Annotated in this window: 19 protein-coding genes and 1 riboswitch; of the genes, 12 read left to right on the top strand and 7 right to left on the bottom strand. The window is 70.2% G+C overall.

The features are described from left to right. Positions 1 to 30 precede the first annotated feature (30 nt). Positions 31 to 246: an SMP-30/gluconolactonase/LRE family protein gene (locus AIIKEEIJ_RS25770; protein WP_082120245.1), complete on the top strand. Its 216-nt coding sequence runs from the start codon at positions 31 to 33 to the stop codon at positions 244 to 246. 604 nt (positions 247 to 850) lie between these two features. On the opposite strand, the gene AIIKEEIJ_RS25765 is transcribed toward AIIKEEIJ_RS25770, so the two are convergent. Both AIIKEEIJ_RS25765 and AIIKEEIJ_RS25760 read right to left on the bottom strand, forming a co-directional pair. After that, complete coding sequence (locus tag AIIKEEIJ_RS25765) at positions 851 to 1,819, bottom strand: VWA domain-containing protein (protein ID WP_161996856.1); 969 nt, start codon at positions 1,817 to 1,819, stop codon at positions 851 to 853. Positions 1,820 to 1,843: 24 nt separating this feature from the next. Next, entirely contained in the window at positions 1,844 to 2,782 is a 939-nt protein-coding gene (locus AIIKEEIJ_RS25760) for an AAA family ATPase (RefSeq protein WP_161996855.1), read from the bottom strand. 131 nt (positions 2,783 to 2,913) lie between these two features. Between AIIKEEIJ_RS25760 and AIIKEEIJ_RS25755 the strand changes: the two genes are divergently transcribed. From AIIKEEIJ_RS25755 to gcvP, 11 genes are all read left to right on the top strand, one after another. Beyond that, positions 2,914 to 3,531, top strand: a complete 618-nt coding sequence (locus AIIKEEIJ_RS25755) for an NUDIX domain-containing protein (protein WP_161996854.1) — start codon at positions 2,914 to 2,916, stop codon at positions 3,529 to 3,531. A 76-nt stretch (positions 3,532 to 3,607) separates the two neighbouring features. Continuing rightward, positions 3,608 to 4,225, top strand: a complete 618-nt coding sequence (locus AIIKEEIJ_RS25750; RefSeq protein WP_006936765.1) for a CDP-alcohol phosphatidyltransferase family protein — start codon at positions 3,608 to 3,610, stop codon at positions 4,223 to 4,225. Then, on the top strand, positions 4,222 to 5,088 hold the full coding sequence (locus tag AIIKEEIJ_RS25745) for a DUF881 domain-containing protein (protein WP_065922544.1): 867 nt from the start codon (positions 4,222 to 4,224) through the stop codon (positions 5,086 to 5,088). The genes AIIKEEIJ_RS25750 and AIIKEEIJ_RS25745 overlap by 4 nt, the downstream gene beginning before the upstream one ends. 5 nt (positions 5,089 to 5,093) lie before the next feature. Beyond that, positions 5,094 to 5,450, top strand: a complete 357-nt coding sequence (locus AIIKEEIJ_RS25740; protein ID WP_029543853.1) for a small basic family protein — start codon at positions 5,094 to 5,096, stop codon at positions 5,448 to 5,450. Between the two features lie 4 nt (positions 5,451 to 5,454). Next, positions 5,455 to 6,195, top strand: a complete 741-nt coding sequence (locus AIIKEEIJ_RS25735; RefSeq protein WP_044475986.1) for a DUF881 domain-containing protein — start codon at positions 5,455 to 5,457, stop codon at positions 6,193 to 6,195. 43 nt (positions 6,196 to 6,238) lie between these two features. After that, a complete protein-coding gene (gene gcvH / locus AIIKEEIJ_RS25730; protein ID WP_006936771.1) occupies positions 6,239 to 6,643 on the top strand; it encodes a glycine cleavage system protein GcvH in 405 nt (134 codons plus the stop codon). A 174-nt stretch (positions 6,644 to 6,817) separates the two neighbouring features. Further along, entirely contained in the window at positions 6,818 to 7,285 is a 468-nt protein-coding gene (gene garA, locus AIIKEEIJ_RS25725; RefSeq protein ID WP_006936772.1) for a glycogen accumulation regulator GarA, read from the top strand. Continuing rightward, positions 7,285 to 8,022, top strand: a complete 738-nt coding sequence (gene ftsR / locus AIIKEEIJ_RS25720) for a transcriptional regulator FtsR (protein WP_029543847.1) — start codon at positions 7,285 to 7,287, stop codon at positions 8,020 to 8,022. The genes garA and ftsR overlap by 1 nt, the downstream gene beginning before the upstream one ends. A 113-nt stretch (positions 8,023 to 8,135) precedes the next feature. Next, positions 8,136 to 8,609 carry a bifunctional nuclease family protein gene (locus AIIKEEIJ_RS25715; RefSeq protein ID WP_029543844.1) on the top strand — a complete coding sequence of 158 codons (474 nt, stop codon included), beginning with the start codon at positions 8,136 to 8,138 and terminating at the stop codon, positions 8,607 to 8,609. A 259-nt stretch (positions 8,610 to 8,868) separates the two neighbouring features. After that, positions 8,869 to 9,495, top strand: a complete 627-nt coding sequence (locus tag AIIKEEIJ_RS25710; RefSeq protein WP_006936775.1) for a MerR family transcriptional regulator — start codon at positions 8,869 to 8,871, stop codon at positions 9,493 to 9,495. Positions 9,496 to 9,568: 73 nt separating this feature from the next. Continuing rightward, positions 9,569 to 9,663: riboswitch (glycine riboswitch) on the top strand. Positions 9,664 to 9,833: 170 nt separating this feature from the next. Then, positions 9,834 to 12,686, top strand: a complete 2,853-nt coding sequence (gene gcvP, locus AIIKEEIJ_RS25705) for an aminomethyl-transferring glycine dehydrogenase (RefSeq protein ID WP_072635307.1) — start codon at positions 9,834 to 9,836, stop codon at positions 12,684 to 12,686. 151 nt (positions 12,687 to 12,837) lie between these two features. Here gcvP and AIIKEEIJ_RS25700 read toward each other — a convergent pair whose 3' ends face one another. From AIIKEEIJ_RS25700 to AIIKEEIJ_RS25680, 5 genes are all read right to left on the bottom strand, one after another. Then, positions 12,838 to 13,992 (bottom strand): metallophosphoesterase, encoded by a 1,155-nt coding sequence (locus AIIKEEIJ_RS25700; RefSeq protein ID WP_029543838.1) that lies wholly within the window; start codon positions 13,990 to 13,992, stop codon positions 12,838 to 12,840. A 4-nt stretch (positions 13,993 to 13,996) separates the two neighbouring features. Beyond that, positions 13,997 to 15,751, bottom strand: coding sequence for a VWA domain-containing protein (locus tag AIIKEEIJ_RS34130; RefSeq protein ID WP_161996853.1), 1,755 nt, complete (start codon positions 15,749 to 15,751; stop codon positions 13,997 to 13,999). 109 nt (positions 15,752 to 15,860) lie between these two features. Beyond that, positions 15,861 to 18,053 (bottom strand): malate synthase G, encoded by a 2,193-nt coding sequence (locus tag AIIKEEIJ_RS25690; RefSeq protein ID WP_029543834.1) that lies wholly within the window; start codon positions 18,051 to 18,053, stop codon positions 15,861 to 15,863. Positions 18,054 to 18,362: 309 nt separating this feature from the next. After that, positions 18,363 to 19,763 carry an NAD(P)-binding protein gene (locus AIIKEEIJ_RS25685; RefSeq protein ID WP_029543832.1) on the bottom strand — a complete coding sequence of 467 codons (1,401 nt, stop codon included), beginning with the start codon at positions 19,761 to 19,763 and terminating at the stop codon, positions 18,363 to 18,365. A 34-nt stretch (positions 19,764 to 19,797) separates the two neighbouring features. Continuing rightward, the coding region (locus AIIKEEIJ_RS25680) for a BBE domain-containing protein (protein WP_161996852.1) at positions 19,798 to 19,931 on the bottom strand (134 nt) is incomplete at its 5' end.

Below are 19,931 nucleotides of genomic sequence, written 5' to 3'. Positions count from 1 at the left end.
GGGGCCCACCCGGTCCACACCCGCCACGGTCTGGACCACTACGTGGGCGCCCTGCCCGAGCACCGCGGCAGCGGCCGGCTGCTGCGCCGTGACCCGGACGGTTCGGTCCCAGTCGTACTCGACCGGCTCCACTTCCCGAATGGCATCACTCTCACGGAGGACGAATCCACTGTCCTGTTCGCCGAAACCGGCGGTTACTGCCTGACCGGACTGCCGGTCCGTGCCCCCACGCCCCGCGGTCGCTGATGACGAACCTTCCGGGAATGCCGGACAACGTCTCCCGGGCGCGCGGCGGCCGGCTGTGGGTGGCGATGGTTGCGCCCCGCAATGGTGTCCTCGACCGGCTCGGAGGCAGCTGACCCGTGGTACGCCGGGCGTTGTGGCGGCTGCCGGTGGCGCGACTGGCTCGTCCCGCTCGCACGACCTGGGTGCTGGGGTGGGGGAGGACGGCCGCCTGCTGCACGACTTCGGGTGCCGGGATGTGCCCTTCGGCGAGGTGACGGGCGTCGTCGAGCATGCCGGGCGGTTGTACCTGGGAAGCCCCTGAGCGACTCGGCGATCCTGTGCGTGGACGTGGACCGGGCGCGATGAGCGAGCCACGACGGCGCGGTTCTCCCGCCCGTTCCGAGCGGTGCCCCCTCGGGCACGAGAGGGGAGGGGCGCGGGCCCCCGCTGACACCGCCGCATCCGAATTCGAAGCAAACGGAACACAATAATTTCAAGAAAAAGACCGCTCGGCGCACCCAAGTCCGGCTTGCATAATCCGACCAGTACGGAACAGAAATATTTTCCGAAATTCATCACGACTCCACGCTTCTCACAAAGCCCCCCAAAGAGAAACCGCGCACAGTCAGGCGCCGAACGCGCGGGAGATGGCCGCAGCGACGTCGCGGTGGCCCCGGATCGGCAGGGCCAGCCCACGGCCGGCATGAGCGAGATCGCGGGCGGTGAGCAGATCGTGTTCGCCGGAGATGTCGGCGAGCACGTCGAGCCGAGGGAGCCGGGAGGCGGCGGTCCGCGGATCGGGCCCGGCATTGTGCACACAATCGGACAGCAACAGCACCCGTCCCTCGTCGGCGGGTACGTCCCGGAGCTGACGCGCCGCCACCTCGAGCGCGAAGCCGACGTTCGTCAGACCCTCGCTCGGGATCCGGAGCAGCAGGTCCACGAGCCGGGCCGGGGAGACCGGCTCACCGAGAGCGCTGAGCACGGCGGCTTCGGACCAGAACGCCACCACCGCCAGATCGTCGTGGCCGAGCTCGCCGGCCACGGCACCCACCGCGGCCGCGGCGGTGCGGATGCGTTCGCCGCGCATCGACCCGGAGATGTCGACGACCAGCACCACCTTCCGGCGGTCGCGGATCCGGTCCCGCATCACCAGATCGGTCGACCGCGCGAGCGGGTCCTCCGCGAGCACTTCGACGGTGCGGTCGAGATCGAGTTCCTCGGCGCCGTCCTGATACGGCAGGGTTCGCAGTCTGCCGACGCCCCGCCGAGGCAGGCGACGGTGCCGCGGGCGCGGCACGGACAGGCGCGCAGCGATCTCGCGGGCTCGGCGTCGGACCTCGGCGTTGCCGGCAGGGCCCGACGCATCGAGTTCGCCCAGTGTCAGCACCTCGGCCGGCTCGTCGGTCATCCCGGGACCCGCACCGGGACCCGTTCCGGGGCTGCGCCCCTGACGATGCGGACCGCCGACCATCGCCAAACCCTGGCCGCTGCCTCGGTTCTCGTACAGCGTCGGGGCCGTCGACAGCTGCTTCGGCTTGCGCCGGAAAGGCTTTCCCCGACCGGTGGAGTGACGCTGGGCGCGCCGGTGCACGGGGCCGTCCGCGGGGACGGCTCTTCAACCGGGGGCCGCGGAGCTGGGGCGAAGGAGGAAGTGGTCCTGCCAGATCTCCCGCAACACCGCCTCGGGTGTGGTCTCGGCGACCTCGTCCACCGCGATCCGCCCGGACAAAGCCACCAGCAGGGCGTCGAGCACGGCGCCGGTGTAGTCCGGCGGCAGATCGCGCGGCGGGTCGGCCGAGTCCGGCAGCTCGCCGCGCACGTCCCGCATGTCGATCAGCTGCATCGCGACGAGCGTCAGGTCGATCGCGCCGCGGACGCTGGACCCGCCGCGCAGGTCAGGGTGCCCGCGCGTGGCGCGGGTGAGGGCTACCGAGTCGGCGACGAGCCGCGCCGACCCGCACCCGGTGCGCCGGACGACGATCTCACGTTCGGCCTGCGTGTCCTGATAGTCCACCGCCAGCCGGCAGAACCGGTCGTGCACGCTCATCGACAACCGGACGGTGCCGATGTTGTCGAACGGGTTCATCGAGGCCACCACGCGGAACGCCGGATCGGCCTCGACCGTGCCCACCCGCGGCACCGTGATCCGCCGCTCCGCCATCGCGGTCAGCAGGCTGTTCAGTGTGTCCTCGGGCGAGCGGTTGAACTCTTCGAGGTAGAGCACCCCGCCGGCCCGCATCGCCGCCACCAGCGGGCCGGGTACGAAGTTGTCCTCGTGGTAGCCCTCCGACAGCACCCGTGCCGGATCGTGATAGCCGACCAGGCGTGCCGGCGTGAGATCGGCGTTCCCCTCGACGAACATCAGCGGACTGCCGAGCTCGGCGGTGATGGCGCCGAGCAGGGTGGACTTGCTGGTGCCCGGTGGCCCCTCGAGCAGCACGTCGCGCCCCGCGCCGATGGCAGCGAGCAGGAGGTCGGTTTCCCGGGCCCGGCCCACCACCCGGTCCGCGACTCCCCGGCGGACCTCGGCCATCGGTCGGGTGGTGCGCTGCATGCTCACGTCCTCGTGTACCCCTGGGATCCGTTCGTTTCCTCGGACAACTATGCACCGGGTGGACCCACGGGGCGGACCGATTCGGCGATCCATGCGCAGAATCGCAGTCCCCACCCCCTAATGTCGACGCAATGACCGTCCCGAACCCCTTGGACCCGACCGAGATCGGGTCGGCGCTCGCCGCGTTCGAACCCCGCTCCCTGCCGCTGGAAGGCCGGCGCCACGCGGCGGTGGTCGTCGCCGTACTCGACGACGGGCACGGCAACCCTGTCGTGCCGCTCACCCGCCGCCCGACCCGTCTGCGAGCGCACCCCGGCCAGTTCGCCCTGCCGGGCGGACGTCTCGACGACGGGGAGACACCCGAGGTGGCCGGGCTGCGCGAGCTGCACGAGGAACTCGGCCTGCGCACCGACCCCGGCGGCATTCTCGGCCGCCTCGACGACTACATCACCCGCTCGGGTTACGTCATCTCCCCGTACGTCGTCTGGGCGGATGCCGCGATCGACGATCTCGTGCCCAACCCCGACGAGGTGGCCGCACTCTATGCCGTCACCGCATCCGAGCTCGACAGCGAACCCCGGTTCGTTGCCATACCGGAATCGGACAAGCCGGTGATCCAGTGGCCGTTCCGGGGGCATCTCGTCCACGCCCCCACCGCGGCGGTAGTGTACCAGTTCCGGGAAGTCGTGCTCCACCGTCGCAGCACCCGCATCGACGACCTGGAACAGCCCGTGTTCGCGTGGAGGTGACGAGTCGGCCGGCCGGCGGCGACGAGGCGTGTGCAAGGCTGTCGGAACCGACCCCACCCGAACGACAGGACGGACGATGAACGACGCGACGACGGCCGGTGCGCCGGCTCGATCCGACCGCATCGTCACCGTCCCCAACGTGTTGAGCGTCGTCCGCCTGGTCGGCATCCCGATCTTCCTCTATCTGGTCCTCGTTCGGCACGCCGACGGATGGGCGCTTGCGGTCCTCATGCTCAGCGGAATCACCGACTGGGCCGACGGCAAACTCGCGCGGCTGCTCGACCAGGCCTCGCGGCTCGGCGCGGTGCTGGATCCGCTCGTCGACCGCCTCTACGTCGTCACCACCCTCCTCGCCCTGGTGGCCCGCGGCATAGTGCCGTGGTGGATCGCCGTGGTTCTGATCGGCCGGGAGCTGGTCCTCGCTCCGACCCTGGCCGTCTACCGTCGCCGTGGCCTGCCGCCCCCGGAGGTGCTGTACCTGGGTAAGGGCGCCACCTTCCTGCTGATGTTCGCGTTGCCGCTCCTGCTGGCCGCGGAAGCGCTTCCCGCCGCGGCCGGCGTCCTCGCGCCCGCGGGGTGGGCCGCCCTCCTCTGGGGTACTGCCCTCTACGTGTGGACGGGCGTGCTCTACCTGTCGCAGGCGGTGCGGACGGCCCGTGCGGTACCCACCCCGGGAGGGCCTGCCACCGAATGAGCCGCAACTGGGAGCAGATCCGCCGCAACCCCGTGCCGTCGCTGCTCAAGGCGCTTCTCGAGGACCACCTCGACCCCGGCTACGCGGCCGCGGCGCACGACCGCGCCGCCGGCCACGCCCGGCCCACCCGGGTCGGCATCGGGCTCTGGCTGGTCCTCGGTGGCCTGCTCGCCGGACTCGTCCTCGGAGTGGCCTACGCCCAGAACATCGAGCGGGAATCCGGTACCGACCAGGCACGCAACGAGATCCTCGCCACCGTCCGCACCGCCGAGGACCGCAACGACGTACTCGCGGCCACCCGCGACGACGTGGCCACCCAGGTGGAACAGCGCCGCATCGAGGTGCTCGCCGACGACGAACAGGGTGCGGCGGTGCTCGACCGGCTCGCCCGAGCCGAGGAGGCCGCCGCCGCGGCTCCCGTGCGCGGCCCCGGCATCACAGTCACCCTCGCCGATCCGACCTCGCGTCCCGACCTGACGGACTCCGCGGAGAAGGACCGCGCCCGCAGCACCTCGGTGATCCTCGACCGCGACCTGCAGTCGGTCGTCAACGCCCTCTGGGCCGGCGGGGCCGAGGCCGTCGCGATCAACGGGGTACGGGTCGGTCCCGGTGTCACCGTCCGGCAGGCCGGGGGAGCGATGCTCGTGGACAACCAGCCGGTCTTCTCGCCCTACACGGTCGCCGCCGTCGGGTCACCGGCCGAACTGCAGACCGGCTTCGTCGTCAGCGACGCCTACCTGCGTATGTCGGGGGTGCAACAGCTGTACGGGGTAGGTTTCACCATCACGGAGGCGACGGACCTCGCGTTGCCGGGCGCCTCGGTACGCGACGTCGCATCGGCACGGGAAACGGGAGAGCGGTGAAGACTGTGGCGACCAAGCGCGGATACGCCCTCTATGCGGTGCTGGCCCTCGGCGTGGGCATCGCCGTGGGTGTGATCTTCAGCCCCCAGGTTCCCGACGTGGTCCAGCCCTACCTGCCCATCGCGGTGGTCGCCGCGCTCGACGCGGTCTTCGGGGGACTACGCGCCTATCTGGACGAGATCTTCGACGCCAAGGTGTTCGTCGTCTCCTTCACCTTCAACGTGCTCGTCGCCGCACTGATCGTCTGGCTCGGCGACCAGCTCGGGGTGGGCACCCAGCTCTCCACCGCGGTCGTCGTGGTCCTCGGTATCCGGATCTTCGGCAATGCATCCGCGCTGCGACGCAGACTGTTCGGGGCGTAGCCGGATGCATGAGGGCAAGCACGAATGGCACGAACCGGCCGAGAGCGGCGCGGCGCGCCGCTCGCGGATCGTCTTCTCCGCCCTGGCGGCGCTGCTCATGGTGGTGCTGGGCGTGGGAATCGCCACGCAGGTCAGGAACACCGGTTCGGGCGACGCGCTCGACTCCGCTCGGCCGGCCGACCTGCTGGTGGTGCTCGACAACCTCAACCGCCGCGAAGCGGAGCTGCGGCAGGAGATCACCACACTGGAACAGACGCTGGCCAGCCTGGAACGGAACGGCTCCGAAGCCGCACTCGCGGAGGCGCAGCAGCGCCTCTCGGCCCTGGAGATCCAGGTGGGTACCGCCCCGGCGGCCGGTCCGGGAGTGATCTTGACCATTGCCGACCCTCGGCGCGGCGTGGGACCGGAAGTCCTCCTCGACACGATCCAGGAGCTGCGCGCCGCGGGGGCGGAGGCCGTCCAGGTCGCCGGAACCGGCGGCCCCGCCGTCCGTATCGGCGTGGACTCCTGGGTGGGCGGCACCGCCGGTGCGCTGGTCGTCGACGATCGATCGATCGCAGCGCCCTACGCCGTCGCCGCGATCGGGGACGCGCCCACGCTGGCGGCGGCTCTGAACATCCCCGGCGGCGTGGTCGACACGGTGGCGCGCGCGGGCGGGTCGGTACAGATCGAACAGTCGCCGCAGGTCGAGGTACCCGCCTTGCGGGAGATCGAGCCGCGACAATACTCTCAGCCCGGTAATTGAACCCGGCGTTCCACGCGAATGTCGCTGCCCGAAAGGACCTGTCGTGAGTGAGTTCCGAACACCCGCCGATCTGCGTTACACGGCGGAGCACGAGTGGGTTCGCCGAACCGGTGACGCGACTGCGCGCGTCGGCATCACGGACTACGCCCAGTCACAGCTCGGCGACGTCGTCTTCGTGCAATTGCCGGAGACGGGAGCGGAGATCACCGCGGGCGACTCGTTCGGCGAGGTGGAGTCGACCAAGAGCGTTTCCGACGTGTTCGCGCCGCTCACGGCGAAAGTCGTTGGGGTGAACCCGGATCTGGATGCCAATCCCGAGCTCGTCAACAGCGATCCGTACGAGGCCGGCTGGTTGGTGGACCTCGAGGTCGGCAGCAAGGACGAGCTCGACGCCGCTCTGGCGAGCACGCTCGACGCGGACGGGTACCGCGCGATCACGCAGAACTGACGCCGCGTCCGGCCGGGACCGCGTCTGCCTGCACGAAGGACGTTGCGCAGGGTACGGTCAACGGTAGGCGTGTGCCGGGTCGGGGCGCGGGTCCGTACCGGAAGTGATCGTGGCTGAACGAAACTGCGGCCCAGGGGGAGCGATCCCGAAGGGTCGAACGGATAAGGAGATACGGTGAGCGAGAACGGCAACGCGGGCTACGAGGAAACCCCTGCGGAAACCACTTCGGTGTTTCGTGCCGACTTCCTGAACGAACTCGATACCACCGGCGCGGGCACGGGGACGACCGAGGCCCCCGTCTCGGGGGTCGAGGGGCTTCCCACAGGATCGGCGCTGCTCGTCGTCAAGCGCGGCCCGAACGCCGGGTCGCGTTTCCTGCTCGATCAGCCGACGACGTCGGCCGGGCGTCACCCGGACAGCGACATCTTCCTCGACGACGTGACGGTGAGCCGCCGGCACGCCGAGTTCCGTCAGGACGAGGGCGAGTTCCAGGTCGTCGATGTGGGAAGCCTGAACGGCACCTACGTCAACCGCGAGCCGGTGGACTCGGCGGTTCTCGCGAACGGCGACGAGGTGCAGATCGGAAAGTTCCGGCTGGTGTTCCTCACCGGCCCGCGGGGTTCGCAGGGCACGGGTAGCTGATGACCGCTGCCCGCCAGCCGTCACCGGGGGGAATGTCGATCGGGTCCGTGCTCGATCGGCTCCGTCCCGAGTTTCCGGACGTGACGATCTCGAAGATCCGCTTCCTCGAATCCGAGGGACTGATCAGTCCGGAACGCACCCCGTCGGGTTATCGACGTTTCTCGATCGCGGACTGCGAGCGCCTGCGGTACGTGCTGACCGCGCAGCGGGACCAGTACCTGCCGCTGAAGGTGATCAAGGAACAGCTCGAGGCGATCGACCGTGGTGTCGCGACGGTGGGCTCGGTGGAGAGCCGCCCGAAGCGGCCCCGGCCCCTGGCGGTGGCGCCGGGCGAGGTGTCGCCGGAGGATCTGCGCACGGACCGGGAGGTGCGGGTCGGCCGGGAGGACCTGTGCCGGCAGGCGGGCATCGAATCGTCCTTCCTCACGGAGCTGATCCGCGCCGGGCTCATCGTGCCCGGCGCGGCCGGCTTCTTCGACGAGGATGCGGTGCTGCTGGCTCGCACCGCCAAGGCCATGTCCGAGTTCGGCCTCGAGGTCCGGCACCTGCGTGCCTTCAAGCTCGCGGCCGACCGGGAGGCGGGCCTGGTGGCGCAGATCGCCGGTCCGGTCGCGAAGGGCCGGGACGTCGGGGCGCGCGCCCGGGCCGAGGAAATGGTGCGGGAATTGGCGGCGTTGTCGTTGACGATGCACACGTGCCTCGTCAAGGCGGCCGTTCGGGGCGCTCTCGATCGGTGAGTGTGGCAGCGGTGGCAACGACTCTGACGACGGCGGCTCGTTGGCACTAGAATTCAGGGGGATATCGGCGGACGGTTCGCCACCGACGCACAGCAGGGATGGGAGGCGGCTCGATGAGCGAGATGCGAGTAGTGGGGATTCGGGTCGAGCAACCGCAGAATCAGCCTGTCCTTCTGCTGCGCGAGGTCGACGGTGATCGGTATCTGCCGATCTGGATCGGCCAGATGGAGGCCACGGCGATAGCGCTGGAACAGCAGGGTGTCGAGCCGGTCCGGCCTCTGACGCACGACTTGATCAAGAATCTGGTCGATGCGTTCGGCCGCACCCTCCAGGAGGTCCGGATCGTGGATCTCAAAGAGGGGACGTTCTACGCCGATCTCGTCTTCGACGGTGGTCTGCGCGTGTCGTCCCGTCCTTCCGATGCGGTCGCTGTAGCCTTGCGCATCGGCGCGCCGGTCTTCGTGGAGGAGCCGGTGCTGGTGGAAGCGGGCCTCGTCATGCCGGATGAGCGGGAGGACGAGGTCGAGAAGTTCAAGGAGTTTCTCGAATCCGTGTCCCCCGACGACTTCAAGGCGACGGACGGCTGATCGTCGACCATCGCCGAGGTTCTGTCGCGACTCCCGGTCACGGTGGCCGGGGCGCGCTCTGCGACGAGTGGTACAGGACCGGAAGATCGTTGTCCGGTCGGCGTGTTGCTGCCCAACTTTTCGCACGGGGCGTACGCTGAGTGAATCGCTACGGATCGACTCGGTGGGTCAAGCGGGCGCTCGACGATCGGATGGGGTGGGGGATCCGCCCGTCGTTCGTTCCGGGGCACGCCTGTGCACGCGAGAGGGAGTCACAACAGTGGGAGATCGGCCGCAGGGACAGCAGCTCAGCTTCGACGCCGTCGACCGCGAGGCCCCGTCACGGGCATCTCTCGACGCCGACGAGATGCAGCCGGGTCTGTTCCCGGACGATTCGGTGCCTGACGAGCTCGTCGGCTACCGCGTGCCGATCGCCTGCCAGATCGCCGGCATCACCTACCGTCAGCTCGACTACTGGGCGCGGACGAATCTGGTCGTTCCGTCCATCCGGGGCGCGGCGGGTTCGGGCAGCCAACGGCTCTACTCGTTCAAGGACATCCTGGTCCTGAAGATCGTCAAGCGTCTGCTGGACACGGGCATCTCCCTGCAGAACATCAGGGTAGCGGTCGACCACCTCCGGGAACGCGGAGTGCGGGACCTGGCGAAGATCACCCTGTTCTCCGACGGCACCACCGTGTACGAGTGCACCTCACCGGAAGAGGTGGTCGATTTACTGCAGGGCGGACAGGGCGTGTTCGGGATCGCGGTGAGCGGCGCGATGCGGGAGTTGACGGGCAGCATCGCCGACTTCCCGGCCGAGCGGGCGGACGGCGGCGACATCGAGCAGCGTCCCGAGGACGAACTGGCCTCCCGCCGTCGCGAACGTGTCAATCGGCGGATCGGCTAGACGCTCGTCACACGAAACACCTGCGGCCTCGGTGCTGCCCGGGTGTCCCCGTGCCCTAGAATCGGTGATACGTCGCCGCCGTGCGGGAGAGTTCCGGACCTGTTCCGGACGCCGAAGGAGCAGCACCTCCCCGTCAATCTCTCAGGCATCGAGGACCGTGCGGGCACCGACGTCTCTGGAAAGCGGTGGGAGCACCCACCCGCCCACGGGGAAAGGGCCGGCTCGCTCCGGTACCGAATCTCTCAGGCGCTCGCCCCGGCGAGCTCGCGACAGAGGGGGAGGACACGCACCGTGCGACCCCCTGCGCGGATGCGGACCTCCGACCTCAGGGAGTCGCGATGACCGACGCCGCTACGTACACCTTCGCCGACCGCCACGTCGGCCCCGACGCGGCGGGACTGCGCCGCATTCTCGACGTCATCGGCGTCGAATCCCTCGACGAGCTGGCCGTCAAGGCGGTGCCCGCCGGCATCCTCGACGCCCGGGCCGACGGAGTCGCGGACGGACTCGAGTCGCTCGACGCGCCGATGTCGGAACACGAGGTACTGACGGCGCTGCAGGAACTCGCGGGCCGGAACACCGTCGCGACATCGATGATCGGCCAGGGGTACTACGGCACGCTGACCCCGCCGGTACTGCTGCGCAACATCATCGAGAATCCCGCCTGGTACACCGCATACACCCCGTACCAGCCGGAGATCAGCCAGGGGCGCCTCGAAGCGCTCCTCAACTTTCAGACCATGGTCTCGGACCTGACCGGTATGGAGGTCGCCAACTCGTCGATGCTGGACGAGGCGACCGCCGCCGCGGAGGCGATGACGCTGCTCAAGCGCGCCAACCGCAAGTCCAGGAGTGCGCGGGTCGTCGTGGACGCCGACCTGTTCGCCCAGACCGCCGCGGTCCTGGCGACCCGGGCAGAACCGTTGGGGATCGAGATCGTCACCGCGAACCTCGTCGACGACGGCCTGCCCGAGGGAGAGTTCTTCGGCGTCGTCCTGCAGATCCCGGGTGCCTCCGGCCGGGTGTTCGACGCGGGCCCCCTCGTCGAGGCGGCGCACGAGCGTGGGGCGCTCGTCGCGGTGGGCGCGGACCTGCTGGCGCTCACTCTGCTCACCCCGCCCGGGGAACAGGGCGCGGACGCGTGCTTCGGCACCACCCAGCGCTTCGGCGTGCCGATGGGGTTCGGCGGGCCGCACGCCGGCTATCTCGCCGTGCACGCCGCCCATGCCCGCAACCTTCCGGGCCGGCTCGTCGGTGTGTCGGTCGACGCGGACGGCGCACCGGCCTATCGGCTGGCGTTGCAGACGCGTGAGCAGCACATCCGGCGCGAGAAGGCGACCAGCAACATCTGCACCGCACAGGTTCTCCTCGCGGTGCTCGCTGCCATGTACGCGTCGTACCACGGGGCCGAGGGCCTGGCCGGGATCGCGACCCGCGTGGCCGGCCAGGCCGCCCGTCTCGCGGCGTCGCTGAAGGCGGCCGGTATCGACGTGGTGCACGACAGCTTCTTCGACACCGTGCTGACCCGCGTTCCCGGCCGCGCCGACGCGGTCGTCGCGGCGGCTCTCGAGGCCGGCATCAACGTTCGTCGCGTCGACGGGGACCACGTGGGGATCTCGTGCGACGAAGCGACCCGGGACGCCGACGTGGCCGCGGTCCTGGCCGCGTTCGGGGCGGAGGACACCTCGGCCGCAGCCACACCCGCCGTGCCGCGGCAGCTCGCGCGCACGAGCGCGTACCTGCAGCACGAGGCGTTCACCCGGTACCGCACCGAGACCGCGATGATGCGGTACCTGCGCCGCCTGTCGGACATGGACCTTGCGCTCGACCGCACCATGATCCCGCTGGGTTCGTGCACGATGAAGCTCAATGCCGCCACCGAGATGGAGGCGATCACCTGGCCCGAGTTCTCGGCGCTGCATCCTTTCGCCCCTGCAGAGCAGACCGCGGGCATCCGCCGGCTCATCGGCGACCTGGAAGGGTGGCTGGCCGCGGTGACCGGGTACGACGCGGTGAGTCTGCAGCCGAACGCGGGTAGCCAGGGCGAGTACGCCGGGCTGCTCGCCATCCGCCACTACCACCTGAGCCGGGGTGACGAGCATCGGGACACCTGCCTGATCCCGTCGAGTGCACACGGCACCAACGCCGCCTCCGCGGTCATGGCCGGCATGCGCGTCGAGGTCGTGGCGTGCCGGTCCAACGGTGACGTCGACCTCGACGATCTGCGTGCGAAAATTTCCGACCACGCCGAACGTCTCGCCGCGATCATGATCACGTACCCGTCGACCCACGGGGTCTACGAACACGAGATCGCCGACATCTGCGGTGCCGTGCACGACGCCGGCGGGCAGGTGTACATCGACGGCGCCAACCTGAACGCCCTCGTCGGTCTGGCGCGTCCCGGCAAGTTCGGAGGCGACGTGAGTCATCTGAACCTGCACAAGACCTTCTGCATCCCGCACGGTGGTGGCGGCCCCGGCGTGGGGCCGATCGGCGTGCGCGCGCACCTGGTGCCGTTCCTGCCCGGCCACCCGGCCGAACCGGGTCTCGGGGGCGGTGGGCCGGTGTCGGCGGCGCCGTTCGGATCGGCCTCCATCCTCCCGATCACGTGGGCGTACATCAAGCTGATGGGGGCCCAAGGCCTGCGGCGGGCGTCGCTGACGGCGATCGCGTCGGCGAACTACATCGCGCGCCGGCTCGACGAGTACTTTCCCGTCCTGTACACGGGCGAGAACGGCATGGTGGCGCACGAGTGCATCCTCGATCTGCGCCCCCTGACGAAGGATACGGGGGTCACGGTCGACGACGTGGCCAAGCGCCTGGCGGACTACGGCTTCCACGCGCCGACCATGAGCTTCCCCGTCGCGGGCACCCTGATGGTCGAACCCACCGAGAGCGAGGATCTCTCCGAACTCGACGCGTTCATCGACGCGATGATCGCCATCCGCGGCGAGATCGATCGCGTCGGGGCAGGGGAGTGGCCGGTGGACGACAACCCACTGCGCGGCGCACCGCACACCGCCCAGTGCCTGGTCGGGGAGTGGACCCACCCCTACAGCCGTGAGATCGCGGTGTATCCGCTGGGGCAGAGCCGCGCGAAGGTGTGGCCCGCGGTGCGCCGCATCGACGGGGCGTACGGGGATCGGAACCTCGTGTGCTCGTGCCCGCCGTTGGAGGCCTACAGCAGCTGAGCGCATTTTCGGGGGCTGGGTGTCGGTAGCCCAGCCCCCGAAAGACTACGGACAGTATTCCGAGCCTAACGGAACGCTATAAATAACCGAACAACACCCCACGTCACCTCAACCGCGAAACAACCGCACAAAAACAGCCCAGACGAAAAGGTCAGCCCGGGAAGGTCTTCAGTTCCAGGATTGCCACTTCCGGAGGGGTGGCAATCCGTACCGGCGGGCCCCAGGCGCCGGTACCGCGGGAGGTGTACACGAGAGTGTCGCCGAACCGGTCGAGTCCCGTCACCGTCGGCTGTTGCAGAGGCACGACGTATCCGAGCGGCCACATCTGTCCGCCGTGCGTGTGGCCGGACAATTGCAGGTCGACGCCGTGGTCGCGGGCCTCGAACACCTGCCGGGGCTGATGGGCGGCCAAGAGGACGAAGCGCTCGGGATCGCGGCCCTGCAACGCTGCGGTGAGATCCGCTTCGTTCGGGGCCGGTGCCGAGTAATCGTGAATGCCCGCGAGATCGATGACATCGCCGCCGCGCTCCAGGGCGACTCGTTCGTTGCGGAGGGTGCGTACGCCGAGGGTTTCCCAGAAATCGAGCCAGGACAGCGCGTCGTCGGCGTAGTACTCGTGGTTGCCGCTGACTCCGTAGACCCCGAGGGAAGCCCGCAGGTCGGCGAGGGGAGCGAGATCCTGCCCGACGAACGCGATCGTGCCGTCGGTGAGGTCCCCGCCGAGAACGATCAGGTCCGGCTGCTGCGCGTTGACGAGGTCCACCGCGCGACGGGTGAATTCGCGGCCGCGGGACGGGCCGACGTGCAGGTCGGTGACGAGGGCGACCCGCATCCCGTCGAATCCGGCCGGAAGCCGGCGCAACGGGATCCGGGTGTGCACGACCCGGGGCCGAGCGGCCTCGACCGTGCCGTAGCCGACCGCGGCGACCGCGGCGACGGTCAGCGTGCCCGTCGCGATCTGCAGGGCGCGCCGCCTGGAGGGATCCGGGGGGTGGGCGTCGCCGCGCCGGAAACGGCGTACCGCTCGCGCCGCGAGGCACACGATCCCGATCAGGAGCGTGCCGAGGACCAGGTACAGCACGACGCCGAGCCAGGTCCAGCCGAGGAATCCGAACGGGCGGGCCCAGCGCGGGTCGAGCGACGTGCCGCTCTGCGCGCCGATCAGAGCGACGACGAGGAGGACGCCGAGCGCGGTGTTCGCAGCGATTGCCGAGCGGCCGCGCAGGCCGGGGGCTCGGACGAGACGGCGGTGGAGCCAGAAGGTGACGAGGGCGAGGAACGTCCCCGCGACGAGAAGGCGGATCACGGTGTCAGGACATCAGCTTTCGGATGGCGGCGGCGAGATCGGGTCCGTCGGTCGTGGCGACGGGGACGAGCGCACCGCCGGTGCGGTCGGCGAGTGTTTGCAAGGTGTTGCGGTTCGTGTCGTCGCCGAGCGCCACGACGTCGATCCGGACGGGTCGATCGGGGTCGCCGGCGGCGGCGACGAGGTCGAGGATGCGTTGGCGGGAGGTGTCGTCGTCGTTGGCACTGTCCGTGATCAGGAGGACGGAGTTGGGCCTGCCGGGGGTGTGGTTGCGGACGGCGTCGACGTAGGCGGCGGCCAGAGACCGGTAGACGGCGGAACCGTCGGTGGTGTCGGCACCGGTCAGGGCGGCGGTCAGCGCGGTGCGCTGGTCTGCGGTGAGGGTGCCGCGCGCCACCGTGGCGCGGTACGGAGTCGTGTCGTCGAGGTCGCGGGCGAAGACCCACACGGCGAGTGTCGAGGCATCCGGCGAGCGGGAGACGTGCTGGTCCAGGGCGGTGGCGATGTGGGCGAGACGGGTGTCGTCACCCTCGACGGTTCCCATGGACGTGGACGTGTCGAGGAGGATCGTGGTGGCGCGGGGTGCGACGGGTGCGCGCCGGTGGTCGAGGAGGATGTCGGCCACGGCTGGGGCGGCGCGGTTCAGGTTCTGTTCGATGCGGGGGAAGGGAACCGCGTCGGTGCGGGGGACGGGCTGGCCGTCGACTCGGAAGCCGGCGTCGGCGAGGACGCGGGCCGCGTCGGGTTCGCGGAGGTGGCCGGCGAGTTCGGCGGCGGCGCGGGAGAGGGTCTCGTCGACCCACGGGGCGTCGACCACGGCGGCGGGGAAGTCGGCGGTGGGGGTGGGGCCGGCGGGAACGAATTCGACGAGGCCGGCGGCGCCACCCGAGGCGACCGCCGTGTGCAGTTGTTGCTCGGTGATCGGTACGGCGTGCACCGCCCCGTCGGCGCCGGGCCCGTCGGCGAGGGTGGTCAGGGCTGCGGCGGTGGTCGGTCCGGCGCCGTCTCCGAGGGCGTCGGCGCCGAGCGCGAGCGCACCGACGGCGGAGGTGGCTGCGGGGGAGGCGGCCTGTTCGGCGGTCAGGGGACCGGTTCCGGCGTCGGTGGCTGCGGCAGCGACGGCCTCGAGGGCGGGAGTGGTGGCGTCGGCGTCGGTGCCGGTGGGTAGGGCCAGGCGGAGGCCGGCCCAGCCGTCGAGGCCCAGGCCGGCGAGGGTGCTGCCGTCGGACTGGAGGGAGGGCAGCTGGCGCCATCCGGTGCCGGCGGTGCTGAGGGCGCGCTCGAGCTCGGCCGGGACGGCCAGCACGACCGGGGAGGTGGCGAGGGAGCGGGTCTGGCCGTCGAGGGCCTGTGCCGCGCGCGCGGTGGCGTCGCTGCTGAAAGGGACCCAGAGTGCGGGTGGGGGGCCGAGGGTGGGGTCCCAGCGGGGATCGGCGGTGAGGGCGGTCGTGGCCGGGGTGGTGGCGACGGGGGTGACGCGCACGTCGATGCAGTGGTCGCGGACGACGGGGCGGGTGTCGGTGACCCACCGGGCGGCGAGGGTGGTCAGTGTGGGGGCGACGGCGGGATCGGCGGCGACGTCGAGGAGCGCGTCGCCTTCGACGCAGGTCTGCGCGGCTTCGGTGGCCTGCTCGTCGATGCGTTCGCGCAGGCGGAACCAGCCGACGGTGGCGAGGACGAGTGCGAGTGCTACGGCGACGGCGATGATCGGGCCCTTGCTGACGCCTCTGGCGCGGCCCGTGCCGCGATGTCGACCCACGTGTTTCCTGCCTGTCGTCGTGCCTGCCCCGCCGTTCCCGGAGTCTAGTGATCGGCCGGTGAGACGCCACGGCCCCCGATCCGGTGGATCGGGGGCCGTGGGCCGTGGCTCAGGCTCGGCAGCCGTGGGCGGCCTTGAACTCGAGGCGGCGGCGGTGCAGGATCGGCTCGGTGTAGCCGCTGGGCTGCGTGGTGCCTTCGAGGATCAGTTCCTTGGCGGCCTGGAAGGCGATGCTGCCGTCGAAGTCGGGGGCCATCGGCAGGTAGGTGGAGTCGCCCGCGTTCTGCCGGTCGACGACGGGGGCCATGCGCTGCAGGGCGGCGACGACGTCGTCGGCGGTGACGATGCCGTGGTGGATCCAGTTGGCGAGCAGCTGGCTGGAGATGCGCAGGGTGGCGCGGTCCTCCATGAGCGCGACGTCGTGGATGTCGGGCACCTTGGAGCAGCCGACGCCCTGGGAGATCCAGCGCACGACGTAGCCGAGGATCGACTGGCAGTTGTTGTCGAGCTCCTCGCGCTTCTGCTCGTCGGTCCAGTCGGTGCTGGGGGCGAGGGGGATGGTGAGGATGTCGTCGACGGTGGCGCGGCGCTTGCCCTTCAGTTCGTCCTGCACGGCGAACACGTCGACCTGGTGGTAGTGGGTGGCGTGCAGGGTGGCGCCGGTGGGCGAGGGGACCCAGGCGGTGTTGGCGCCGGCCTTGGGCTGGCCGATCTTCTGTTCGAGCATGTCGGCCATGAGGTCGGTCATGGCCCACATGCCCTTGCCGATCTGGGCTTTGCCCTGCAGGCCGGTGGCCAGGCCGGTGTCGACGTTCCAGTCCTCGTAGGCGAGGATCCACTTCTGCTTCTTCATCTCGGCCTTGCGCACCATGGCGCCGGCCTCCATGGAGGTGTGGATCTCGTCGCCGGTGCGGTCGAGGAATCCGGTGTTGATGAACACGACGCGCTCGCTGGCCTCCTTGATGCAGGCCTTCAGGTTGACGGTGGTGCGGCGTTCCTCGTCCATGATGCCGACCTTGAGGGTGTTGGCCGGCAGGCCCAGCACCTCTTCGACCCGGCCGAAGAGTTCGGTGGTGAAGGCGACTTCCTCGGGGCCGTGCTGCTTGGGCTTGACGATGTAGATCGAGCCGGTGCGGCTGTTGGCGAGCGGCCCGGTGTCCTCGCCGACGGACAGGCCGTGCACGGCGGCGAGGCTGGTGATCAGCGCGTCGAGGATGCCCTCGGGGACCTCGTTGCCTTCGGAGTCGAGCACGGCGGGGTTGGTCATGAGGTGGCCGACGTTGCGGACGAACAGCAGGGACCGGCCGTGCAGGGTGAGGTCGGAGCCGTCGGGGGCGACGTAGACGCGGTCGGCGTTGAGGGCGCGGGTGAAGGACTTGCCGCCCTTGGAGATCTCCTCGGCGAGGTCGCCGCGGTTGAGGCCGAGCCAGTTGCGGTAGCCGATGACCTTGTCGTCGGCGTCGACGGCGGCGACGGAGTCCTCGAAGTCCATGATGGTGGTGATGGCCGATTCGAGGACGACGTCCTTGACACCGGCGGCATCGGTCTTGCCGATCGGGGATTCGGGGTCGATCTGGATCTCCACGTGCAGACCGTGGTTGCGCAGCAGCACGGACGTCGGGGCGTCCTTCTCGCCGAGGTAGCCGACGAACTTCTCGGGCTGGGCGAGTGTGGTGACGGTGCCGTCGCCGAGTTCGACCTTCAGCTCCTTCCCGTCGACGAAGTACCGGGTGGAGTCGGCGTGCGATCCGGTGGCGAGGGCGGCGGCGGTGTCGAGAAAGTTGCGGGCCCAGGCGATGACCTTGTCGCCGCGGACCTTGTTGTAGCCGGTGCCCTTCTCGGCGCCGCCTTCTTCGGAGATGGCGTCGGTGCCGTAGAGGGCGTCGTACAGCGAGCCCCAGCGGGCGTTGGAGGCGTTGAGGGCGAAGCGGGCGTTGAGGACGGGCACCACGAGCTGCGGCCCGGCGGTGGTGGCGATCTCGGCGTCGACACCGCCGGTGGTGACCTGGAAGTCGGCGGGTTCGGGGACGAGGTAGCCGATGTCCTGGAGGAACGCCTTGTAGGCAGCGGCGTCGTGCGGCTGGCCCTTGCGGTCGCGGTGCCAGGTGTCGATCTGCGCCTGGAGGTCGTCGCGCACGGCGAGCAGGGCGCGGTTGCGGGGGGCGAGGTCATGGATCACCTTGTCGGCGCCGGCCCAGAACTCGGCCGCGTCCACCCCGGTGCCGGGGATCGCCTCGTCGACGACGAAGTCGTAGAGCACCTTGGCGACCTGGAGTCCACCGACTTGCACGCGTTCAGTCATTACCTGCCTCACTCTTTCCGGGACCTGTGCGCTCGCGTCGGCGGTGCCGACGGGCAGCACGACGAACAGCACTCACGTTACCCGCCGGTAGTTTCGGGCAGGTCGGTTCGACCCGCCGCCGGGGCGGTACATCGATTCAGCAGCTCCTCTCCAGGGCCGCGGCGCGATGGTGAGCGCCGACCGCTCGCGGGCGTACTGTGCGCGCCCGGAAGCGGTCTCGATCGTGATCGGCGAGTAGCCGTAATCGCTCAGATCATACGGGGTGGCCCGCGAACCCGGCCCGCCCGGGCGGGCCGGGCGGCCGGGCGCTCACGCGGCCCGCCGGGCGTCGTCGAGCAGTCCGGTGAGGTTGGCGAGGGCGGGGCGGACGTGGGTGCCGAATCGCCTCGTCGCTTCCCGGACAAGGGGCCGGTCGGCGCGGTGCCGGAGCCCCCGGGACGTGTTGAGGCGGGAACGCTCGAGCCAGTCCGCCATGTCCGGTTCCTTCGACCACGCGTACTCGGCGCTCGTCTCGACGAGCGTTCCGCGGATCCAGTCGAGGGGGACGTCCGGTAGCCGGTTCGGTGGGCAGAGCCGGTTCTTCTCGGCCAGGTCCCGGCCGGTGGCCTCCACGAATCCGACGAGGGCGGCGTTGAACGGGATGAGCCCGGTCCGGATCGGTTGCAGCGTGATACGGCCCTCCTCGAAGATCGGGACGGCCGGGGCCGGGTTCAGGCCCGGGGCGGCACAGTGCACGTGCAGGTGGTCGGGCCCGGTACCGATCGTTCCGTGGTCGAGCACGATCTCGTCGCGTGCGATGCGCCGGACGTGCCCGAGGCGGACGACGTCGTCGATGCGCCGGAGCTGGGCGAGTTCGGCGGTGCTCGCCGTCGGGCCCTTGTACATGGTGGGGGTGACTCGCTCGTCGACGCGCAGCAGCTGTTCGCTCGCCTCGAGCCGGGCGAACAGGTCGTCCGTGCTCGTCGCCTGCGCTGCGGCTTCCATCTGCCGGGCGAGTCCGTCGATCAGGTTGCCGACCAGTTCGCCGCCCTGCGCGAACCAGCGGTTGCGCAGCCAGGCCTCGCGCGGTTTGATCCAGCGGACGGCGTCCGGTGGCACCCCCATCTGCAGCAGCCACAGGCATGCGTCGATCGCTGTCTTGCCGGCGCCGATGACGACGTACCGCTCGGCAGGCTCGGCGACCCGCGCGAGCGCGTTCACGGGGACACAGCGGACGGCGGGGGCGACGTCGAACGGCGGGGCGAACGTGGCCGGGACCGCCGGCTCGAGGTAGGTGGCGTCGACGAGCGCCTTCCGGACCGTCACCTCGTACCGGTCGGCGGCGACCCGGGAGACGAAGCGGTGGCCGCCGACGTACTCGCTCATCGGGAAGTACCGCACGGATCCCGATGCCAGGAGACGCCGGCGCATGACCCGGTCGTAGTACGCGCAGATCTCGGGGGCGCCCGCCTGCTCGTACATGCCCCGGTTCGGGCCGACGTCGTCGATGGTGTCCGTACCGAGCGGCAGTGAGTTGACGCCGTAGTACGCGGACGGCTGGTGCAGCCGGACGAACGGGTAGGCCTCCTGCCAGTGTCCGCCGGGTGCGTGCCGCCGGTCCACCATGACGACGTCCGCGTCGGAGTCGGTGATCAATGCGTCCGCGAACGCCATGCCGGCCGCGCCGCAGCCGATCACCAGATAGTCCGTTTCCAGCCTGTGGGTGGGCATGTCCCGTTCCTCTCCGCGCAGGTGCGGTTCCGGGCTACCGGTCGGGTGCGGCGGGCCGGATGTTCTGGTTGATGTGGAAGACGTTGTCCGGGTCGTAGCGCCGCTTGATCCGGGTGAGCCGGTCGTAGTTCCCGCGGTAGGCGGCTTCGACCCGGTCCTGTCCCTCGC

The sequence above is a fragment of the Rhodococcus sp. YH1 genome (assembly GCF_009939605.1).
GTDB lineage: Bacteria > Actinomycetota > Actinomycetes > Mycobacteriales > Mycobacteriaceae > Rhodococcus > Rhodococcus aetherivorans.
Note: the sequence above shows the minus strand (reverse complement) of the source record. Positions and strands in the feature narration are given on the sequence as shown.